This is a genomic window from Nocardia sp. NBC_00508 (assembly GCF_036346875.1).
Lineage (GTDB): Bacteria > Actinomycetota > Actinomycetes > Mycobacteriales > Mycobacteriaceae > Nocardia.
The window spans coordinates 1,402,150-1,419,475 of record NZ_CP107852.1; the positions used below are offsets into that span (position 1 = coordinate 1,402,150).

Sequence of the window (17,326 nt, forward strand, 5' to 3'; positions counted from 1 at the left end):
CTGCCTGCCGGTCCCGAGCCACGTTCCGGCACAGGCGAGCACGGTTCCCATGGGAGACTCGAGTAGGTGAGCACAGTTCAACCGGCCCAGGTGAGCGCAGGCCGTCGTCGCGCGGTGATCGATGCCCTGCGTCGCGGTGCGGTGCCGGAGAGCGGACTGGACCTGCTGGCGACCGGGCTGGCCCGGTTCGAATCCGCGATCGACGCCGAGTTCGATGCCGTCGCTGACGGTGGATCGGTGTTCAAGGCGGTGCGCGGCGAGTACGGGTCGGGCAAGACCTTCTTCGCCCGCTGGCTCGCCGAACGCGCCAAGCGACGCAATTTCGCGGTCGCCGAGGTGCAGATCTCCGAGACCGAGACTCCGCTGCACAAGTTGGAGACCGTGTATCGTCGGCTCACCGAGCGCCTCACCACCTCCAGCTTTCCGCCCAGCGCGCTGCGCTCGGTCATCGACGCGTGGTTCTACACCCTGGAGGAGGACGCACTTACCGACGGCGCCGACGAGGACAACCTGTCAACCGCGGTCGATGAGCTGATGACCGCCCGGCTTGCCGAGGTCTCCAGGCATGCACCGTCCTTCGCGACCGCGCTACGTGGCTACCGGGCCGCGCTCGTGCACGGCGACGAAGCGACCGCGTCCGCGGTGCTGGCCTGGCTCGGCGGCCAGCCGAATGTCGCGGCGGCCGCTCGCCGCGCCGCCGGGGTGCGCGGCGAGCTCGACCACTTCGGCGCGTTCGGTTTCTTGCAGGGCCTGCTCACGGTGCTGCACGACAGTGGGCACCGCGGCCTGCTCGTCGTCCTCGACGAGGTGGAAACGCTGCAGCGGGTGCGTTCCGACGCCCGCGACAAGGCACTGAACGCACTGCGCCAGCTTATCGACGAGGTGTATTCGGGCCGCTTCCCCGGGCTGTACCTGCTGATCACGGGGACGCCCGCGTTCTACGACGGACAGCAGGGAGTCCAGCGGCTCGCCCCGCTCGCACAACGACTTGCCACCGACTTCACCACCGACCCACGCTTCGACAACCCGCGTGCGGTGCAACTACGTCTCTCCGGCTTCACACTCGACTCGCTCACCGCACTGGGTATCACGATTCGCGACCTGTATGCGGCAGGCGCCGAATCCGGGGCGCGGATCAGCAAGGTGGCCGATGACGCCTACGTCACCGACCTGGCCCGTGCGGTGAGCGGTTCGCTCGGCGGCAAAGTCGGCGTCGCACCTCGGTTGTTCCTGAAGAAGCTCGTCGGCGACGTGCTGGATCGGATCGACCAGTTTCCGGATTTCGATCCACGGCAGCACTACCGGCTCACCGTGCACACGACCGAACTCACCGACACCGAACGCAACCTGGCCGCCGACGAACGGCCCGGTGCGACGGCCGATGAGATAGACCTCGACCTGTGATGGCAGTCGACCCGCTCGACCGCCTCGACCCGGTCGTGGTGCATCACATTGTCAACACCCTCGGCTGGCCCGATCTGCGACCCTTGCAGAAGGCGGCGATTACTCCCCTGCTCGACGGCGACGACGCGGTGCTGCTGGCGCCCACCGCGGGCGGTAAGACGGAGGCCGCCAGCTTCCCGCTGTTGTCGGCAATGGTCCAGCAGCAATGGACAGGCGTTTCGGTGTTGTACCTGTGCCCGCTGAAGGCGCTGCTGAACAACCTTGTCAGCCGCATCGACGCCTACGCCCAATGGCTGGGCCGCCGCGCGGCGCTGTGGCACGGCGACACCACCGAATCCCAACGCATACGCATCCGCCAGGAGCCACCGGACATTCTGCTCACCACCCCGGAGTCGTTGGAAGCCATGCTGATCGGGGTAAAAACCGATCACGGCGAACTGCTCGGAAGTATCCGTGCCGTGGTGGTCGACGAGGTCCATGCTTTTGCAGGCGACGATCGTGGCTGGCATCTGCTGGCCGTGCTGGAACGCCTGCAGCGCGTCACCGGTGGTCCCATCCAACGGGTTGGATTGTCGGCCACCGTAGGAAACCCGCAGGAGCTGCTGGCTTGGCTGCAGGGTTCTGGCGCCGGTTCCCGGCCAGGCCGAGTCGTCGCCCCGGACATGCCGACCGACGGCAAACCCGCCGCGAGTCCCCCGCCAGGGGAAGTGGAGCTGGACTATGTCGGCTCGCTCGCCAATGCTGCCAAGGTGATCGCCGCGCTGCACCGTGGCGAGAAACGTCTGGTCTTCTGCGATTCGCGCCGCCAAGTCGAACAGCTGGGCGCCGCCCTGCGCGCACGAGAGGTCACCGTTTTCCTGTCGCATGCCTCCCTCTCGCCCGACGAGCGCGCCCGCGCGGAACGGGCTTTCGCCGAGGCGCGCGACTGCGTCATCGTCGCGACCTCGACACTCGAGCTCGGCATCGACGTCGGTGACCTGGATCGGGTGATCCAGATCGACTCCCCCACCACAGTCGCTTCCTTCCTGCAACGCATCGGCCGGACCGGACGGCGGTCGGGCAGTACCCGCAACTGCTTGTTCCTGGCCACCACGGAGGAGTCTCTCGTGCAGGCGGCCGGCTTGTTGCTGCTGTGGAGCCGCGGCTGGGTCGAGCGGGTCGCCGCGCCACCCGAGCCGCGACACCTCGTCGCCCAGCAACTCCTCGCCGTCACCCTGCAGCGACACACTCTGGGCAATCGGCTGTGGCGGCGAGAGTGGAACGGCTTGGCCCCCTTCGATGGTTCTGCCGAGCCGATCCTGCGCCACCTCACCGATGCGGGCTATCTCGAAGACGACGGCGGCCTGCTGCACGTCGGCCCAGAGGCCGAGAAACGCTTCGGGCGCCGCCATTTCCTCGAACTGACCGCCGCATTCACTGCGCCACCCCAGTTCACCGTGCTGGCCGGACGCCAAGAGATCGGGCATGCCGACGCCTCTGTCCTCACCGACGACCGACCCGGGCCCCGGCTGTTGCTGCTCGCCGGACGAAGCTGGCGCGTGACGTATATCGATTGGAACCGCAAGCGGGTCTTCGTCGAGGCCGCCGAGGGCGGCGGTATCGCCAAGTGGTCCAGCCTCGGCCTGCGTGGACTGTCGTTCGAGCTCACCCGTGCCATCCGTGACGTATTGCTCGGCACAGACCCACCGGTATCACTGACCAAGCGGGCTTCGACGAAGCTCGCCGAGCAACGTCACGCGAGAAAGCCGGAGACCGGAACGTCGCAGACAACCACCATCACCCGCGCGGGTGGAATCACTCGCTGGTGGACCTGGGCGGGCTATCGGGCCAACGCCACCCTGGCGGCGACGTTGGCCGAGGTCGTCGACCCTGCGCAACGCCCATCCGACTTCGCAGTTCGCCTGCGACCGGACCTCACTGTGGACATCTGGCGCACCGCGCGTGGTTCGGCGGGCGGCAAATCGTGTTCGACGCTACCCACGGTCGATAAACGTGCCGTCAGAGGATTGAAGTTTTCCGATGTCCTCCCCGAAAGCCTTGCCACCGCAACGGTCGCCGCGCGGCTGGCTGATCTCGACAACGCCGAGACGCTGCTGAGCGAACATGTGCGGTTCCATTTCACCGACTGAACATCACCATGGTTTCTGCGGAAGCGAAGAAAGAGCCGGATCTTCGGCGGCGGATTAACAGTTTGCGGCTCAGTCGAGGATGTTCATCGCCAACGCGAACAACATCAGGGCGGGCATCACGCTCACGGCCAGCCAACTGAAGCGGATCCAGTTCAGTCCAGGCGTTCTCGGGGGTTTGGGTGCGATCGCCCCTGGCAGGAGGTAGAACCCAGGTGAGCGATAGTAGACCGGTGTTCGACATCCGGGTTCTACCGGTACGACGGCTTCCGCTGGACCCATATCGAAATCCCATGCCTTCATGAGAATTACCAAGGCCGCGTGGGGTCTCCGCGTAAGGACTTCGATGCGGTACAGACCCGGGGCCAGAGGAACGAAGGTCGATCCCCAGGAGGAGGCGTTCGGTACTTCGTTGCCGTTCACATATATTCGCGGTCCGGTTGCCGCGTAGAGGGGCGCCACCAACCACCACCGGAAGTAGGAGGTGTCGACCACGACCCCGGTCTGCCCTGGCTCCGGCCGGTAGGCTTCCACCGGGTGACGCTCGACGTTCTGAAAGAACCGAAGCCTCGGCCGGTCAACGGTATGCATCGGCGGCGGCACATAGTGGGTGGCCCCGCCATACGAATGGACTTCCGGCGCACCGTGCGGTTGTGGTTGAAATGTGTTGTGCAGCATGGGCGGCCCGCCCCCGTGCGGTTGAGTCGGGCCGCCGTGGCCCGCATGGCCAACGTGTGGTGGAGGCGGGTATGGCTGGCTCCCGGGACCGCCGACATATGAGCCCGGCCGTTGCTCGTTGTTCACAGTGTGTGATTCCTTTTCGGTGGTGGCAGCTCTTCGCAAGCAATTCGCCAGGGACCAACCGGACTCAGGTGTCACGCTTGCGCAGGTTGGTTTTCCTTGCCCAGGAGTGCGTGCAGGACGGCGGTAACAGCCTGGGCGAGCGTATTCACGTCCTTGAAGGCTGCCAACATGTCATAAAGCAACTTGGAAATCTTCAAACCGTCGCGGCCGATCCTGAGCATTACCGCCGCGGCGACATGTGGTCCCGCGGCACCCATGGAAAGTGCCAGCTCGATGGTGTAGCCGATCAGCGCCCCTGCCAGGCTGGTCAGAATGTCCTGCACCATCTTCCGGAACGCCTTGACGATCTTCGACACGGTTTCCATGATTTCGCCAAGCGTGGCTGCTATCCCACCAGCCCCAGAAATCTGGTCGATAAGGTCCGTGGCCCGGTTTCGGTAGGCTTCTCCGGCGCTCCCGGTCCATGTCGCGATGTCGGCCTCCACCCCCGATTTCCATGTCGTGCTCATACCAGTCAGCTCTTCAGCGACTTTCTTCCAGGTATCGGAATACGCCTGCACCATCTTGTCGTTTCCGGCGAGCCCGTCCAGCTGTTTCCGGTAGGGCTCGACGTGCGTCAGCATCCATCCGGCAATCTGATCGCCCACGAATCCGAAGGGATCGAATCCTACTGCAGTTGCAGCTACACCGATGCCGCCGGTGACCGATTCGAATGTCTTGCCGTTTCGAAAATTCGCGTACGCCTCCCATGCGTCACCGGCAATGGTGCCGGACAAGATGCCTGGGAGCTTGGTCTCCTCGTCCTGCTTCAGCCCGATGTCGTGCATCCAGAAGACGGTCTCCTGGAAATACTCCTCCCGGTAGTCGGTCTCGGCCTTGGCCAGCAGCCGGTTGTTCTCGGGCTTCTTCGGGTCGTCGAAACCGGGAGTGTTCTCATTGAGCCAATCGCCTATCCTCGTGCTCACTTCGGGCCTCCCGGTGCATCTGCGATGGTCTCGCGCAGCTCGGTCACCGACCTGCCGAATGCGCCGTCCTTGTCTTCGAATGTCGTTGCGACGGTGATGAGTTTGTCCGGCAGCACCGCGACGTCCTCCGCAAGCTTGCGTATCACGTCGACGGTTTTCCGGTGTTTCTCGTCCAACACCATGTGCACCAGCGGCCGGGGAATCTCCCCGAAACCGTCGTCCGCGGCGCCGAGATAGGTGGCGGCTTCGAGCGACACCTGCAAACTCTCCATGAGTGTTTGCAGCTTGGAGGCGTGACTGCGTACTTCTTCGGGGTCGACGGAGATCGCGTCAGGATTGGTCACGGTCACACCAACCAAGAACGGTTGTAGTACTCGGTCTCCGGGTCGGGTTCATCCGGGACAACGATCTGCTCACGGTTGGGTTTACGACTACGTGGCGGCTCGGTCGATCGCGAGAGCGTCGACGCCGCCCCGGGCTGCGCCGGGAAGTAAGGACGCACCCCCGAAGGCGGTACATCGCCGGACGGAGGGAGTGCGGGGCGTTCGATCGGAGCAGCTGCCTGCGGCTCGGGATCGGGAAACCGCTGGGCGTACTGATCGATGATCGCGACGCCTGCCTCGTCGTCCCCGACGGTGTTCTGCACGAGTTCGGTTACCTCCGTGCGCAATACCGAGTGTGCTCGTCGCAGACAGGACATGATCTCGTCGGACAGCACCGCCGGGTCCATCCCTCGCGAACCCGCCGATAGGTTGATCGCCGTCGGTACGCCGCTGCTTTCCACGGTGACACTGACACGGCCATCGCCACTGGACTCGGTGACCGTCAGGGCCGTCATGCGCCCCTGCAACTCCTGAAACCGGCCGGCTCGACGCTCAAAATCCGCCGCCAACTGCGCAAAGTCCTCCGCAGCACGCTCCGGATCGAATCCGTCCATCAACACCTCCCACTTCGCAACTACCTACTCCGACTGACCCGCCGCTGTGCAGATCGCACACCGACATCGTTCGCTGGGTCCATCACTTGATACTGACGCAGCGCGGGGACGATCGGTTCCATCTGAATTCTGCCGCTTCCTCGTAGCCGCACGGCCCTGGCGGACGATGTACGACACGCCGTTCGTCAGCCCGCGCACAGAGCGAACCGCAGGTGTCGCGGACGACCGATTGAGCGAGAGCAATATACGTTGTCACACAGAGTTTTCGGATGCCGCGCCACTGGCCGATCTCAGTCGATGGCCGTGCTGGGCGGCGATGTCGGTGGGCGGGGGCGGCGGATGACGAACACGACGGTGCGCGCCATCGGCCGCTTGCCGTTTCGCCGACGATGTCGTCAGGTACCGATGCGATGCGAGCAGAACGACACCGGCGGCTGCGTGTGCCGGATTTCGGCGGTCTCGCCGTATTTGCTGTTCGCGGTGTTGCAGACCGTGTAGTCGAGGCGCTCGACGCGGGTGTTCACCTGGTACGCCCCCGGTGTTGAACACGGCACCTTCCGCAAATCGAATACGTCGAAATCCCTGTACCTCAGGTTGTTGAAGCAGTCACCGATCTGAGCGTTCAGCTGGGTGCAGACGTAGCTCGCCTTGTTGGCCCCGCCCCGGTTGGACCGGCTGAACGCGTAGTCAGGGCACCTTACGGTCGATGCTTCGCGCACGACGACCAGGGCGGCCTCGGGGTCGGTGCAGCTGCGGTGCTCCAGTTCAAACGGACGGTTGGCTTGGCCCCGCGTGAAATAGCCGCAGTCGCCCAGCTTCATGGACTCCGATTTCGACTGGCCACACCCGGACGTTGCCAGCACGGTGAGGGTGAGGACGGCGACGATTACCGCGCCGCGCGGACGGATCGCGCGGCGGGGTCTGATGTTTCGGAGTCGGTGCGACATGGTGCCCACAATTCCACATGGACTCGATCCGCCGTCGGCATCGGATCCGGCGTAAGGCCAACTGGCCCAACGCTTTGGGAAGAGTACGGCCAGAACTGCCCTGCTCACGACCCGGTGGTGAATAGCGCACGTTGCATCACGAGGCGCTAGACCCGCGCCGCACGCCTCCCCAAGAACTCCCGGACTTCCGGTACTGCCGCATGCGTGCGAACCGCATTGGCGATTGCGTCGATTCGCTGATTCAGGCGCGTGGAGGCGAGGCTGGAGATGGTGTCGAAGTTGTCGGCGAGCAGTGAGCATGCTTGGGCGATGTCACCGGCATTGACGAAGTTCTGCGCAAGGTGGATCTGCCACGCCGCACGCTCCCGCGGCCATGCCGACGATTTTTCGATCGCGGCTTGGAGGTGGGCGGTCGCCGCAGCATGGTCACTGATACACATCTGTGCCCAGCCGACACCGCCTACGAATTCAGCCTCGGGCAGGTACACCCAATCCGGGTCGTGTCCCCGAGTCGATTCATAGGCTCGGTGTGCGCGGCTGACCGCTGCCGTCATAGCGGCCTTGTCGCCACGCGCTCCCTGGGCTTCAGCTTCGCGTATCGCCATTAATGCTCGTAGTTTCGGGCCGCCGTCACGACGCGATGCTCGTGATGCCCCCTGTGCGTACTGCACGGCCAACGGATTCCCGACCACCTCTTCTCCGACCGCCATGAGGCAGCTGGCGTTGCCCAAAGCATGAGCTGCTGCAATCCCGTCGCCAGCCGCGTTGGCGGCGTGCGCCGCGTTCACGTAATAACGCCGAGCATCATCGAACCGGCCCGCGTCGAAATGGACCCAACCCGCGGCGGTCATCATCTCGGCGCATGCGCTGGTAAGCGCCCGTCCAACTCCATCGGTGTAGGTGCCGTGGTGGAGGAGTTGCTCGACGTAGCGGACTTGGTTGGCAGCCACCCCGCATAACCTGTCGCCACCGACCGCCAAGTCCAGCTCGTGGATTTGAGTCACGCTCTCGTTGATGGCGGCGACATCGCTCGCACCAATTTTCACACTGGATGCCGATCCGGCGTGGGCCGATCCGGTTGCCGCCATCATGGCGGCTCCCGCGCTTCCGAGTGCCCCTGCTCTGAAGAAGTTGCGACGGTCCACATCTGCCTCCTGGTCCGACTCCACTATCAGTATGGCAAGGGGAACCTGAAGCGCACGGGCCATGAGCCGCAAAATCCGCACATCGTGGGAGGCCGGGCCGCCGCGCTCCAATGTCGAGACCGCAGGCTGGGAGAAGTTGATGAGCGCGCCCAGCTCGGTCTGGGTCATGCCCATGGATTTCCTGATCCGCCGGATGACTTCGCCGGTCGTCATGTGCATGTCGAGCACCCCCCGATCGTTGATTGATTTCCCCTGAGCGTCCACCCGAAAACGTATGCCTCGGCAGAATATACGCCCCTTCGCATAGCCGGAACCGAAACCGGAATCTGGGCGCCCACCTGGCCATTTGCGGCACTTACGTTCGGTCGCAGGTGCCTGGCGCCGGGCCGACGCCACAACCCTCGAACGGCGCACCGGCCCGCCAGAGTGGCGAGCCGGTGGCGAGTGCCCCCGGCGCCGGGCACCGCTGACCAACGGTGCTTGCACAGAGAGGCTCAACGTGCCCATGCATTCCCTCGCCGTGTACCAGCTCATCGCGCTGTGCGACGCGGCTGCCCACCAGGCGCCGATTCTGCCGTTCACCGTCGATCAAGCGCATGAGGTGATGCGCATCCATCTGGACTGCCGCGCGAAAGACTGCCTCCGCAAAGCAGCGGCGCGCCAGGTGTTAGTCGACAGCGGGCGGATGGTGCCCAGCACCAGCAAGCCACGGTGAGACCGGATGCCCCGTCCCGAAGCACCGAATCCGCGCCGCCTGCGGCACATTCGCATCGAATCCGGCGAACTGAGCCTGGACTATCAGGCGGGCGCCGAACAAGGCCAAAACGTGGCCGAACAACTGGCCCGACAGTTCCCGGAAATCACCGTGACCGTCGACGACAACATCCGCGACGACTACCCGCCGTCGCCGTGCGCACAGCTCTGGAACTGAGACTCCCCCGCACTTCGCACGTCATCCTCGAATTTGAAACGGACACAACATCTATGCCACCTAGATCTCATCCTGACCTCGCATTCCGACCAATCCGGTATGCGCTGCCAGGTCGACAACACCGCACCCCGCACAACCCGTCCACAGCGGGCAGGCCATGAATACACATGACGCCGACCCAGCACTCACCCGCTGCCTGTACTACCGACGCGTCTGCGGACTGCCATGCTTCGTACACACCGAAACCCGGCGAATCACCCTGCGCCGGAGACATCGCCGCCGTCACCGTTCCCGAGTGGCTCGGCAGAATGGTGCACGACCACCTCGCCAGGCGATACCTCCTCGGACCCGTCATTGCACACGGCTCCCACCGCTGGACCATCCTCGCCCGCCCCGACGACACCGGCACACTCGCCGCCGACAGAGACATCTTCACCGCACTTCTGCGCGCAGCCGCGACGATCGTGCCCGACGGCGGCGAAATAGTCCTGCCCTCCCCCGGCGACGAGAACACCGGATACCGACGATGGGTCGTCGCACCACGCGACACCTTCCGGCCCCACATCAGCACCGTCGTGCAGTCGATCATCAGCTGTGCCGGATCGGGCCTGAAACCGCACAACCACAAGGGAATCCAAGGTCGCGACACACCACGTCGGTTGTAGCTTTGCGGGACGTGGATCGCGATCGCCCCGTGCCCCTGACAAATCATCCACTGTCACCGACGGATTCAGCGCCAAGCGACCAGCGAACGATTGACCTCCACTACACAGTCGCCGCCGCCACCATCCACGGTCTGGTGGTAGTTCACAAGATTCCGCCGCCAGAACATGATCGAACCAGCGGACGCGAGACGCGTATACACGTCGTGGCTGGCCGAACCGACTTCCTGGTGTCGATTCAGGTTGCGCAGTGGGCGGCGCTGGTGCGTCCTTCGCGGAACTACCGGTGCGGCCATCGAGCCGCACACCCAGACTCCGGGCGACGAACTTCGGTGTATCCCGTAGGCCGCCCACAACGACGCGGAGGTATCGAAACTCAGCACCACGACGTCGCCGCGGAGTCTGAAGCGGCGAATAATCCGGCAGGCGATGCGCGAATCCTCGGCGGGCGTGCAAAGGGCGAAGCCCTCGCTGTCGTACTCGACATGCATGAGTGCGCCCGGAAAGGCATAGGAGGCAATCCGTTTGCGGGTCAGCGACCAGGCCCGGAACGGGCCGATAGCCATGCAGAACAAGATGAAGCAGAGTATGAACACGACGCCGCCGCCCGCGCCGTCACCCAGCCCCTCGGAACCCTCGCGGATGACATTCACGACTATCAGCAGGCTGAACAGCCCGGCGGCCGAACCGAGGAACAGCAGGAACCGAATCGGATCGAAGCATGCGAAGAGGGCCGCACGATTGAGACGTCCCGCGGTCTGCGCGTCGGCGGCACAGTCGAAGACGAGCCGCTACCCGTCGGCCGCCGGGACGGACACAGCGGGCTCGTGGTGCTGCGCGTATGGCGGCGGGTATTGTCCACCACCTTGCTGCGGCACCGGATACTGCTGCGGCGACTGCGAATCGTGTGGCTCTGCATTCGGATGCGACGGCTGCGGATATGGCTGCTGCGCTTGCGGTGGTGGTGCCTGCGGATACGGATGCTGTGCCCGCGGTTCTGGCTGCAATCCATGCAGATGCGGTTGTGGCGCTGGTGGATACGGTGCCCCCTGCGGCGGATGCCCGCCGTACGGACTCGGCATCGCGTTCGTATACGGCTCCCCAGCCGGATACGGATTCACGTCGTTCGAGTTCCTTCCCTGCCGTGGAAGGCTAACCCGCGGCCGCCGGATTCTCGTAATCATGAGGTCAGGGTTCAAGTCCTGGCCTCGATCCTTCGCCGAGCCCAGCGGCCCGGCGTGGGGCCGACTGGCCCAACGCTTTTCGGAAGAGTGGGCCAGAACTGCCCTGCTTGCGACCCCGTGGTGAACGACGCACGTAGAAGCTAGATCCGCGCCGCGCGCTTGCCCAAGAACTCGCGCACCTCCGGTATTGCGGCATGCGTACGAACCGTGTTGGCGATTGCGTCGATGCGTTGGTGCAGGCGTGTAGAGGAGAGGGCGCTGATGGTGTCGAAGTTGTCAGTCAGCATGGCACACGCTTGGGCGACGTCACCAGCATTGACGAGGTTACGAGCGAGGTTGAGCTGCCAGGCGGCGCGTTCTCGTGGCCAAGCCGACGAACTGTCGATGGCGGCTTGTATGTGGACGGTCGCTGCATCGTGTTTGCCAACCCGCATGTGGGCCTTACCAGTGATGAACCTGAGTTCAGCCTCGGGCAGGAACACCCAGTCCGGGTCATGTCCCCGACTGGATTCATACGCACGGTACGCCCGGGTAATCGCCGCCGCCATTGCGGCCTCGTCGCCGCTTGCTCCGTGGGCATCGGCCTCACGGATCGCCATCAATGCTCGCAGCTTCGGACCGCCGTCACGAAGTGCCGCCCGCGATGCGGCCTGTGCGTACTGTGCGGCCACGTGATTCGCTCTCATCTCTCCGGGACCGCTCACCATGAGGCAACTGGCGTTGCCCAAGGCATGCGCCGCCGCGATCCCATCACCCGCCGCGGTGGCAGCATGCACAGCGTCCGAATAGTAGCGGCGAGCATCGTCGAGCCGACCTGCGTCGTAGTGGACCCAACCCGCAGCGGTCATCATTTCGGCGCATGCGCTGGTGAGCGTCCGCCCGACATCCTCGGTGTAGCTGCCATGGTTGAGCAGCTGCTCGACGTAGCGAACTTGGTTGGCGGCCACCCGGCACAACCGGTCGCCGCCTACCACCAAATCCAGCTCGTGGATCTGGTTCACGCTCTCATTGATGGCAGCGACATCGCTTGCGCCGACCTTCACGGATGTCGATTGCGAATGGACTGAGGCGGTTGCCGACGTCATGGCGGCCCCCGCACTCCCTAGTACCCCTGCTCTGAAGAAGTTGCGACGGTCCACATCTGCCTCCTGGTCCGACTCCACCACCAGTATGGCAAGCGGAACCCCGAGTGCACGAGCCACGAGCCGGAGGACGCGCACATCATGGGAGGCAGGGCCGCCTCGCTCCAAACCGGAGACAGCGGGCTGCGAGAAGTTGAGGAGCGCACCCAGCTCGCTCTGGGTCATGCCGAGGGATTTCCTGATCCGCCGGATGACTTCGCCGGTCGTCATGTGCATGTCCAGCGCCCCCACAAATTGTCGGTTGAATTTCCCCTGAGCGATCCGCCCGAGAGCGGCGGCCTCCGCAGGATATACGCCTCATCCGATAGCTGGAACGGAAACCGGAATCTGCGCTCCCACCTGGCGGTTTCCTGGCCATAGCGTTCGGCGGCAGGTGCCCGGTGCCGGGCCGACGCCGCGCCTTTAGCGACGCACTGGCCCGCCAGAGTGGCGGACCGGTGGCGACAGCCCCCGGCATCGGGCACCACCGATCAAGGGGTGCTCGAAACAGAGAGGCATCACGTCCATGAATTCCCTTGCCGTGTACCAGCTCGTCGTACTGAGCGACGCAACCGCCCATCAGGTTCCGACGCTGCCGTTCACCATCGACCAAGCCCACGAGGTGATGCGGGTTCACGTGGCCTGCCGTGCGAGACTCTGCGCCCGCAAAGCGGCAGCACGGCAGGTGCTGATCGACAGCGGCCGGATGGTGCCGGACACCAGCAAGCCGCAGTGAACCCAGGCAACCCACCCGAACCACCGGGCCCGCGCCGAATCCGCCACATTCGCATCGAATCCGGCGCACTGCGCTTGGACTACCGGGCCAGCTCCGAACAAGCCGAAAGCGTGGCCGATCACCTCACCCGGCGTTTCCCGGAGCTCACCGTGACCGTCGATGACGAGCTTCACGACGACCTCCCGCCTTTGCCCTGCGCGCAGCTCTGGGACTGATCTGCTCCGACATCAGCCCTCGAAATACGAATGGACACACGACAAATGCCGCACAAGCCGGACCGTGATCCTGCGCCACCCCAATCGGTTCGCCACTGCGAGCCGGCCACAAGTCGACCCGCCGACCCCACACTCACCCGCTGTCTGCATTACCGGCGCATCTGCGGCCTGCCGTGCTTTGTGGACGACGAAAGCGGGCGAATCACCCTGCGCGCAGGTGCCGTCGCCGCCGTCACGGTCCCTGAATGGCTCGGCGAAATGGTCCACGCTGACCTCGCCCGGCAATATCTACTCGGTCCAGTCGTCGCACACGGGTCCGGGCGCTGGACCATCCTCACCCGTCCCGACGACACCGGCGCACTAGCCGCCGACAGCGACATCTTCACCGCCCTACTGCGCGCAGCCGCGACGATCGTCCCCGACGGCGGCGAAGTAGTCCTGCCCTCCCCCTGCGACGAAAGGACCGGGTACCGTCGATGGGTTGTCGCACCACGCGATATGTTCCGGCCGCATATCAGCACCGTCGTGCACTCGATCATCACGTGTGCGGGTATGCGTCCGGACGCGCGCCGCCACAGTGGAATTCACGATCGCGACACACCACCACACTGCATGTAGCTCGGCATCAGTGCTAGGCAATCGGCGACAGTCGTATCGAATAGTTCGCTGCACCAGTCAGATTCGTTCCGGCCCATGATGAGAAGAGTCCTGGCCGACAAGCCCAGCGACGCGCCATCTCCTCGACAGTGGCGCGGTAGGGACAAGCATCTCGGTAGCCGGAATTGCCTCGAAGCAGCGAACACCGTCGGAAGCGCACACGTCGTGACCGATCGACTCGAACGCCGAACCACCTGGTCTCAGCCGCGCGCAGGCTGTCCGCGTACTCGACCGCGAGAAGGACCCGAATCCGGTGGAACCGAACTCCGCATCGGTGCGTCCTACACTTCAGGGACGACTCTGACGGCCCAGATCGGGAGGCTTCGGTGGGACGACGAACGATGGCGACGATTGCGGCGCTCGCTGGTGTGGTGCTGGTTGCCTCGGGGTGCGGATCGAACACGAACGGCACAGCCACACCGAGTACGGACATGTCGGCGGCCACGGCAATGCTGTGGGATCCGTGTACGCAGGTTTCGAACAGCACATTGCAGCAGATCGGCGTCCGTGCAGACACGAAACGTTCGGGTGTTGCCGGTGTCGAAGAGCCGGGGTGGAAAGTGTGTTCGTGGAATAATGAGGATTTCAACCTGGGAGTCTCCACGACGATCCACACCGTCGACGATTTCAAGGCCAAGCCGGACAATATCGACTTCTCCGACATCTCGATCGCGGGGCGCGATGGTGTCCAACATCGGAGGTCCTCCGACAGGTTCAACGAGCTTTGCGATCTCGTCTTTCCCGCGAGCTCCGGCTCGTACGGAGTAACAATCTCCAACCGCGCGTCGTCTAAGAACCCGACCGAGCCGTGCGCGAGTGCACGCGCCGCTGCGGCGGTCCTCGTACCGAGCTTTCCGCACTGACTGGAAGGGCATAATCAAATGGCACTGGGCGAAGATGTATCACGCTGGCGTTATCTCGCCGATGAAGCCAAGGCGGGCCGCTTGTATCTCGACAAGTCGGTCGCGCAAGCGTGCCGCGACGCGTGCAGTCGTCAGATCGACCTCTACGACCAGCTGCGCGATGATCTGCAGTGGGTAAGCAAGGTAGGCGGCTTCGGCCGCTTCGACTGCGCAGACGAACTCGCAAAGATGCTGGGCGGCAAGGCCATCGGCGGCGAAGGCGACGTAGACTCCGCACTGAAGGAGCACATCGAGGTGCTGACCCTGATGCGTGACACGATCCAGGTCTCCGTGGACCGGATCGGCGCCGTGGACGAGACCAACGCACAGAACACCAATACTCTGTTGAGCTGATCGGGGGATGATCGTGGGTCTGCCATTCTTGGTCGCGATCGGCGCAGCGCTTTATGAGCAGTCGAAATCCGGCCCGCCCGACAGTGGTTCGCGGGATGAGAGTGCCGACGCGGCCATCGCGCGCAACCGCATCGCCGAGATCATGCGCGGTGGTACCGAAGTACAGACCCAGTCGCCGAAGGTTCCGGAGAGTGCCTACAAGAATCCGGACGGCATCGACGATCTCTATGAACGCGTGCAAGCGATGTCGCTCACCGATGTCGTCGCGCTGCATCAGCGGTGGGAGTCCATTCGGAACCGGCTGGAGCAGGGCTTGCGAGGTTTCGCTCCGGATATCGGCAAGGCGATGGAAGGAAAGTGGGAGGGCGCGGCGGCGAAAGGGGCGGCGGACGGGGTCGAAGAGTACGTGGACAAGTCCGGCGGGCTGATCAGTTCGGTGCAAGTCATCGCTGAGAAGGTGAAGATAATCCGGTCGGGCATCGAGGTCACGCGGCCCGCCGTGCAGGAGGCGCCGAGCCACACGTGGACCAGCGACGTGGCGGGCTGGGTGCCCGGACCGACGTGGAAGCTGAACCAGCATCGTGCCGATGCCGCACACGACTCTTCGGTGAACGTCGTCAGGAACGTCTTCTATCCTGCGGTCCGGGAGGCCGACACGGGCGTTCCGCTGGTGCCCAAACCGTACAACCCCGCGCACGAGTCGGGCGGCCAGCCATTCGCACCGAACAACGACCGGCAACCTCGATCGCCCGGTCCCGGCGACAGACCCACGAGCGCGCAAACCGCACAGCCACCGAGTGCGCAGGATGCATCGGCGAACACCGCCCCAACAGACGCAAATCCGCATGCCGAGCAACAGAAAGCAACCGACCAGACGAGGCCCTCGAGCACCGAACCGTCGACGCAACCGGCGAGCACCACCCCCGGCACCGATCCATCACCGACCCGCCCCGGAACGCCGAGTCCCGGCTCTCCCGGCACACCGAACCCCGGCGGGCCCGGCCTGGGCACCCCGGCGCCCGGCCGCAGTGTCAACGGCGTCCCGTCTGCTCCGACCACTGCGCCCGCGGCACGTTCCGGCACAGGGCGTCCCGGTGTGGCCGGGATGCCGGGCATGGTGCCGCCCGGCGCCCGCGGCAAAGGCGACGATGACAAGGAACACCAGGTCAAGGACTACCTGGTGAACCAGCGCAACGGCGAGGAACTCACCGGGCTCGGCGAGGAGAACAGGGCGAAGACGGTTCCGCCGGTGATCGGCGCATGAGCGCCCGAAGCGTCGGCGCCGCGCTGCCACGCACGACACGGCTGCTGTACTCGGCGGACGAACCGGCGTCATGAGCCGACAGGAGTGGTCGTTCACGGCGCTCGGCTTCACCGTGCTGTGGCGGGCCGCGGAGCGCGACGTGCTCCCGTATCCGCTGCAGTACCGGTCCACCGCGGAAACGGTCGCCGACTACGAGGCGGAGTGGAAGTCGGAAGCCGCGGGACTGCACGAGCGTTGGGACGAGTCCCTGTACGGTGCGCTGCGCGTGCTGGCCGAACCCGAGGCGCGCATCGAGGTCGCGGGACTCGAGGGACAGGACAAGCTGCGCATCCACGCCGCCGTGCAGTACCGGCACGCCGTGCTGCTGGTGCAGGAACCGACCTCGTCGCCGGATCGCGGTGGGGCCGTGCACATGTCGCTGATCGACGCGGCGCAGGTGAGCCGTCGCGTCGTCGACGTGCTCCCGGACGCTCCGCGCGGCGGCGGCCCCGGCATCGAGGTCTCCCGGCACGACCTCGACACCGAGAACGAGGAACCGTACCGGGTCGGGGCGCCTCCCCCGCCCCGCGCTCGAGCCGGACAGTTCTTCGAACGCCCCCGCACCACCGTCGCCCACGTCGCGGTCTACGCAGGCCCCGCGTGGGACAACCGACCAGCACCCGCACGAGGCTTCCACGTGATGGACTACCCAGACGGCCGCTACCTCGTCCACAGCGCGGCCACCATCAAAGCCGTTCCCGCCGACAAGACCGGCATACGGAGCCAACTCGACCGAGTCGTGCAGGCCACTGTCGAGGGTTATCGCGAGGAGAACGATCCGAGCTACCGCTGATCCCCGATCGGTCCCGCCCGGGTGCCCCGGGTATGCCGACTCCGCCGCTGATCACCGCATAGATCCAGGGCGGCAACGCCCCGAATGTCGGTGCCCCTTGCTAACTTTCGTTCCGTTCTGATCTGACGAAATAGGCGAGG

The 17,326-nt window shown here is 64.9% G+C and carries 20 protein-coding genes; 12 read left to right on the top strand and 8 right to left on the bottom strand.

Features of this window, described 5'->3' with window-relative positions; all coding sequences use genetic code 11:
- Positions 1–66 precede the first annotated feature (66 nt).
- On the top strand, positions 67–1,404 hold the full coding sequence (brxD, locus tag OHA40_RS06150) for a BREX system ATP-binding protein BrxD (protein ID WP_330232095.1): 1,338 nt from the start codon (positions 67–69) through the stop codon (positions 1,402–1,404).
- The gene (locus OHA40_RS06155; RefSeq protein WP_330232096.1) at positions 1,404–3,533 is read left to right on the top strand and encodes a DEAD/DEAH box helicase; all 2,130 of its coding nucleotides are present in this window, start codon (positions 1,404–1,406) and stop codon (positions 3,531–3,533) included. The genes brxD and OHA40_RS06155 overlap by 1 nt, the downstream gene beginning before the upstream one ends.
- A 69-nt stretch (positions 3,534–3,602) precedes the next feature.
- Here OHA40_RS06155 and OHA40_RS06160 read toward each other — a convergent pair whose 3' ends face one another.
- The 6 genes from OHA40_RS06160 to OHA40_RS06185 all read right to left on the bottom strand — a co-directional run bounded on the left by OHA40_RS06160 (position 3,603) and on the right by OHA40_RS06185 (position 8,547).
- Positions 3,603–4,208 carry a hypothetical protein gene (locus OHA40_RS06160; RefSeq protein ID WP_330232097.1) on the bottom strand — a complete coding sequence of 202 codons (606 nt, stop codon included), beginning with the start codon at positions 4,206–4,208 and terminating at the stop codon, positions 3,603–3,605.
- A 197-nt stretch (positions 4,209–4,405) separates the two neighbouring features.
- A complete protein-coding gene (locus tag OHA40_RS06165; RefSeq protein ID WP_330232098.1) occupies positions 4,406–5,299 on the bottom strand; it encodes a WXG100-like domain-containing protein in 894 nt (297 codons plus the stop codon).
- A complete protein-coding gene (locus OHA40_RS06170; protein ID WP_330232099.1) occupies positions 5,296–5,643 on the bottom strand; it encodes a type VII secretion target in 348 nt (115 codons plus the stop codon). The genes OHA40_RS06165 and OHA40_RS06170 overlap by 4 nt, the downstream gene beginning before the upstream one ends.
- Positions 5,644–5,645: 2 nt before the next feature.
- On the bottom strand, positions 5,646–6,137 hold the full coding sequence (locus OHA40_RS06175; protein ID WP_330232100.1) for a YbaB/EbfC family nucleoid-associated protein: 492 nt from the start codon (positions 6,135–6,137) through the stop codon (positions 5,646–5,648).
- A gap of 494 nt (positions 6,138–6,631) precedes the next feature.
- Positions 6,632–7,183 carry a hypothetical protein gene (locus tag OHA40_RS06180; protein WP_330232101.1) on the bottom strand — a complete coding sequence of 184 codons (552 nt, stop codon included), beginning with the start codon at positions 7,181–7,183 and terminating at the stop codon, positions 6,632–6,634.
- Positions 7,184–7,329: 146 nt separating this feature from the next.
- Positions 7,330–8,547, bottom strand: coding sequence for a helix-turn-helix domain-containing protein (locus OHA40_RS06185; RefSeq protein ID WP_330234070.1), 1,218 nt, complete (start codon positions 8,545–8,547; stop codon positions 7,330–7,332).
- A gap of 280 nt (positions 8,548–8,827) precedes the next feature.
- Between OHA40_RS06185 and OHA40_RS06190 the strand changes: the two genes are divergently transcribed.
- The 3 genes from OHA40_RS06190 to OHA40_RS06200 all read left to right on the top strand — a co-directional run bounded on the left by OHA40_RS06190 (position 8,828) and on the right by OHA40_RS06200 (position 9,924).
- Positions 8,828–9,043 carry a hypothetical protein gene (locus tag OHA40_RS06190; protein WP_330232102.1) on the top strand — a complete coding sequence of 72 codons (216 nt, stop codon included), beginning with the start codon at positions 8,828–8,830 and terminating at the stop codon, positions 9,041–9,043.
- Between the two features lie 6 nt (positions 9,044–9,049).
- Positions 9,050–9,259 (top strand): hypothetical protein, encoded by a 210-nt coding sequence (locus OHA40_RS06195; protein WP_330232103.1) that lies wholly within the window; start codon positions 9,050–9,052, stop codon positions 9,257–9,259.
- Between the two features lie 167 nt (positions 9,260–9,426).
- Complete coding sequence (locus OHA40_RS06200) at positions 9,427–9,924, top strand: DNA-directed RNA polymerase subunit beta (RefSeq protein WP_330232104.1); 498 nt, start codon at positions 9,427–9,429, stop codon at positions 9,922–9,924.
- A gap of 65 nt (positions 9,925–9,989) precedes the next feature.
- Here OHA40_RS06200 and OHA40_RS06205 read toward each other — a convergent pair whose 3' ends face one another.
- The gene (locus OHA40_RS06205) at positions 9,990–10,574 is read right to left on the bottom strand and encodes a hypothetical protein (RefSeq protein WP_330232105.1); all 585 of its coding nucleotides are present in this window, start codon (positions 10,572–10,574) and stop codon (positions 9,990–9,992) included.
- Positions 10,575–11,245: 671 nt separating this feature from the next.
- Positions 11,246–12,457 (bottom strand): helix-turn-helix domain-containing protein, encoded by a 1,212-nt coding sequence (locus OHA40_RS06210; RefSeq protein WP_330232106.1) that lies wholly within the window; start codon positions 12,455–12,457, stop codon positions 11,246–11,248.
- Positions 12,458–12,752: 295 nt separating this feature from the next.
- On the opposite strand from OHA40_RS06210, the gene OHA40_RS06215 reads away from it, so the two are divergent.
- From OHA40_RS06215 to OHA40_RS06245, 7 genes are all read left to right on the top strand, one after another.
- Complete coding sequence (locus OHA40_RS06215; protein ID WP_330232107.1) at positions 12,753–12,962, top strand: hypothetical protein; 210 nt, start codon at positions 12,753–12,755, stop codon at positions 12,960–12,962.
- Positions 12,959–13,177 (top strand): hypothetical protein, encoded by a 219-nt coding sequence (locus OHA40_RS06220; RefSeq protein WP_330232108.1) that lies wholly within the window; start codon positions 12,959–12,961, stop codon positions 13,175–13,177. Before OHA40_RS06215 ends, OHA40_RS06220 begins: the two co-directional genes overlap by 4 nt.
- A 180-nt stretch (positions 13,178–13,357) precedes the next feature.
- Complete coding sequence (locus OHA40_RS06225; RefSeq protein ID WP_330232109.1) at positions 13,358–13,795, top strand: DNA-directed RNA polymerase subunit beta; 438 nt, start codon at positions 13,358–13,360, stop codon at positions 13,793–13,795.
- A 380-nt stretch (positions 13,796–14,175) separates the two neighbouring features.
- The gene (locus OHA40_RS06230) at positions 14,176–14,697 is read left to right on the top strand and encodes a DUF3558 domain-containing protein (protein WP_330232110.1); all 522 of its coding nucleotides are present in this window, start codon (positions 14,176–14,178) and stop codon (positions 14,695–14,697) included.
- A gap of 18 nt (positions 14,698–14,715) precedes the next feature.
- Positions 14,716–15,090 carry a hypothetical protein gene (locus OHA40_RS06235; protein ID WP_330232111.1) on the top strand — a complete coding sequence of 125 codons (375 nt, stop codon included), beginning with the start codon at positions 14,716–14,718 and terminating at the stop codon, positions 15,088–15,090.
- Between the two features lie 13 nt (positions 15,091–15,103).
- A complete protein-coding gene (locus OHA40_RS06240) occupies positions 15,104–16,354 on the top strand; it encodes a hypothetical protein (protein WP_330232112.1) in 1,251 nt (416 codons plus the stop codon).
- A gap of 70 nt (positions 16,355–16,424) precedes the next feature.
- Positions 16,425–17,186 (top strand): ESX secretion-associated protein EspG, encoded by a 762-nt coding sequence (locus OHA40_RS06245; RefSeq protein WP_330232113.1) that lies wholly within the window; start codon positions 16,425–16,427, stop codon positions 17,184–17,186.
- Positions 17,187–17,326: the final 140 nt, after the last annotated feature.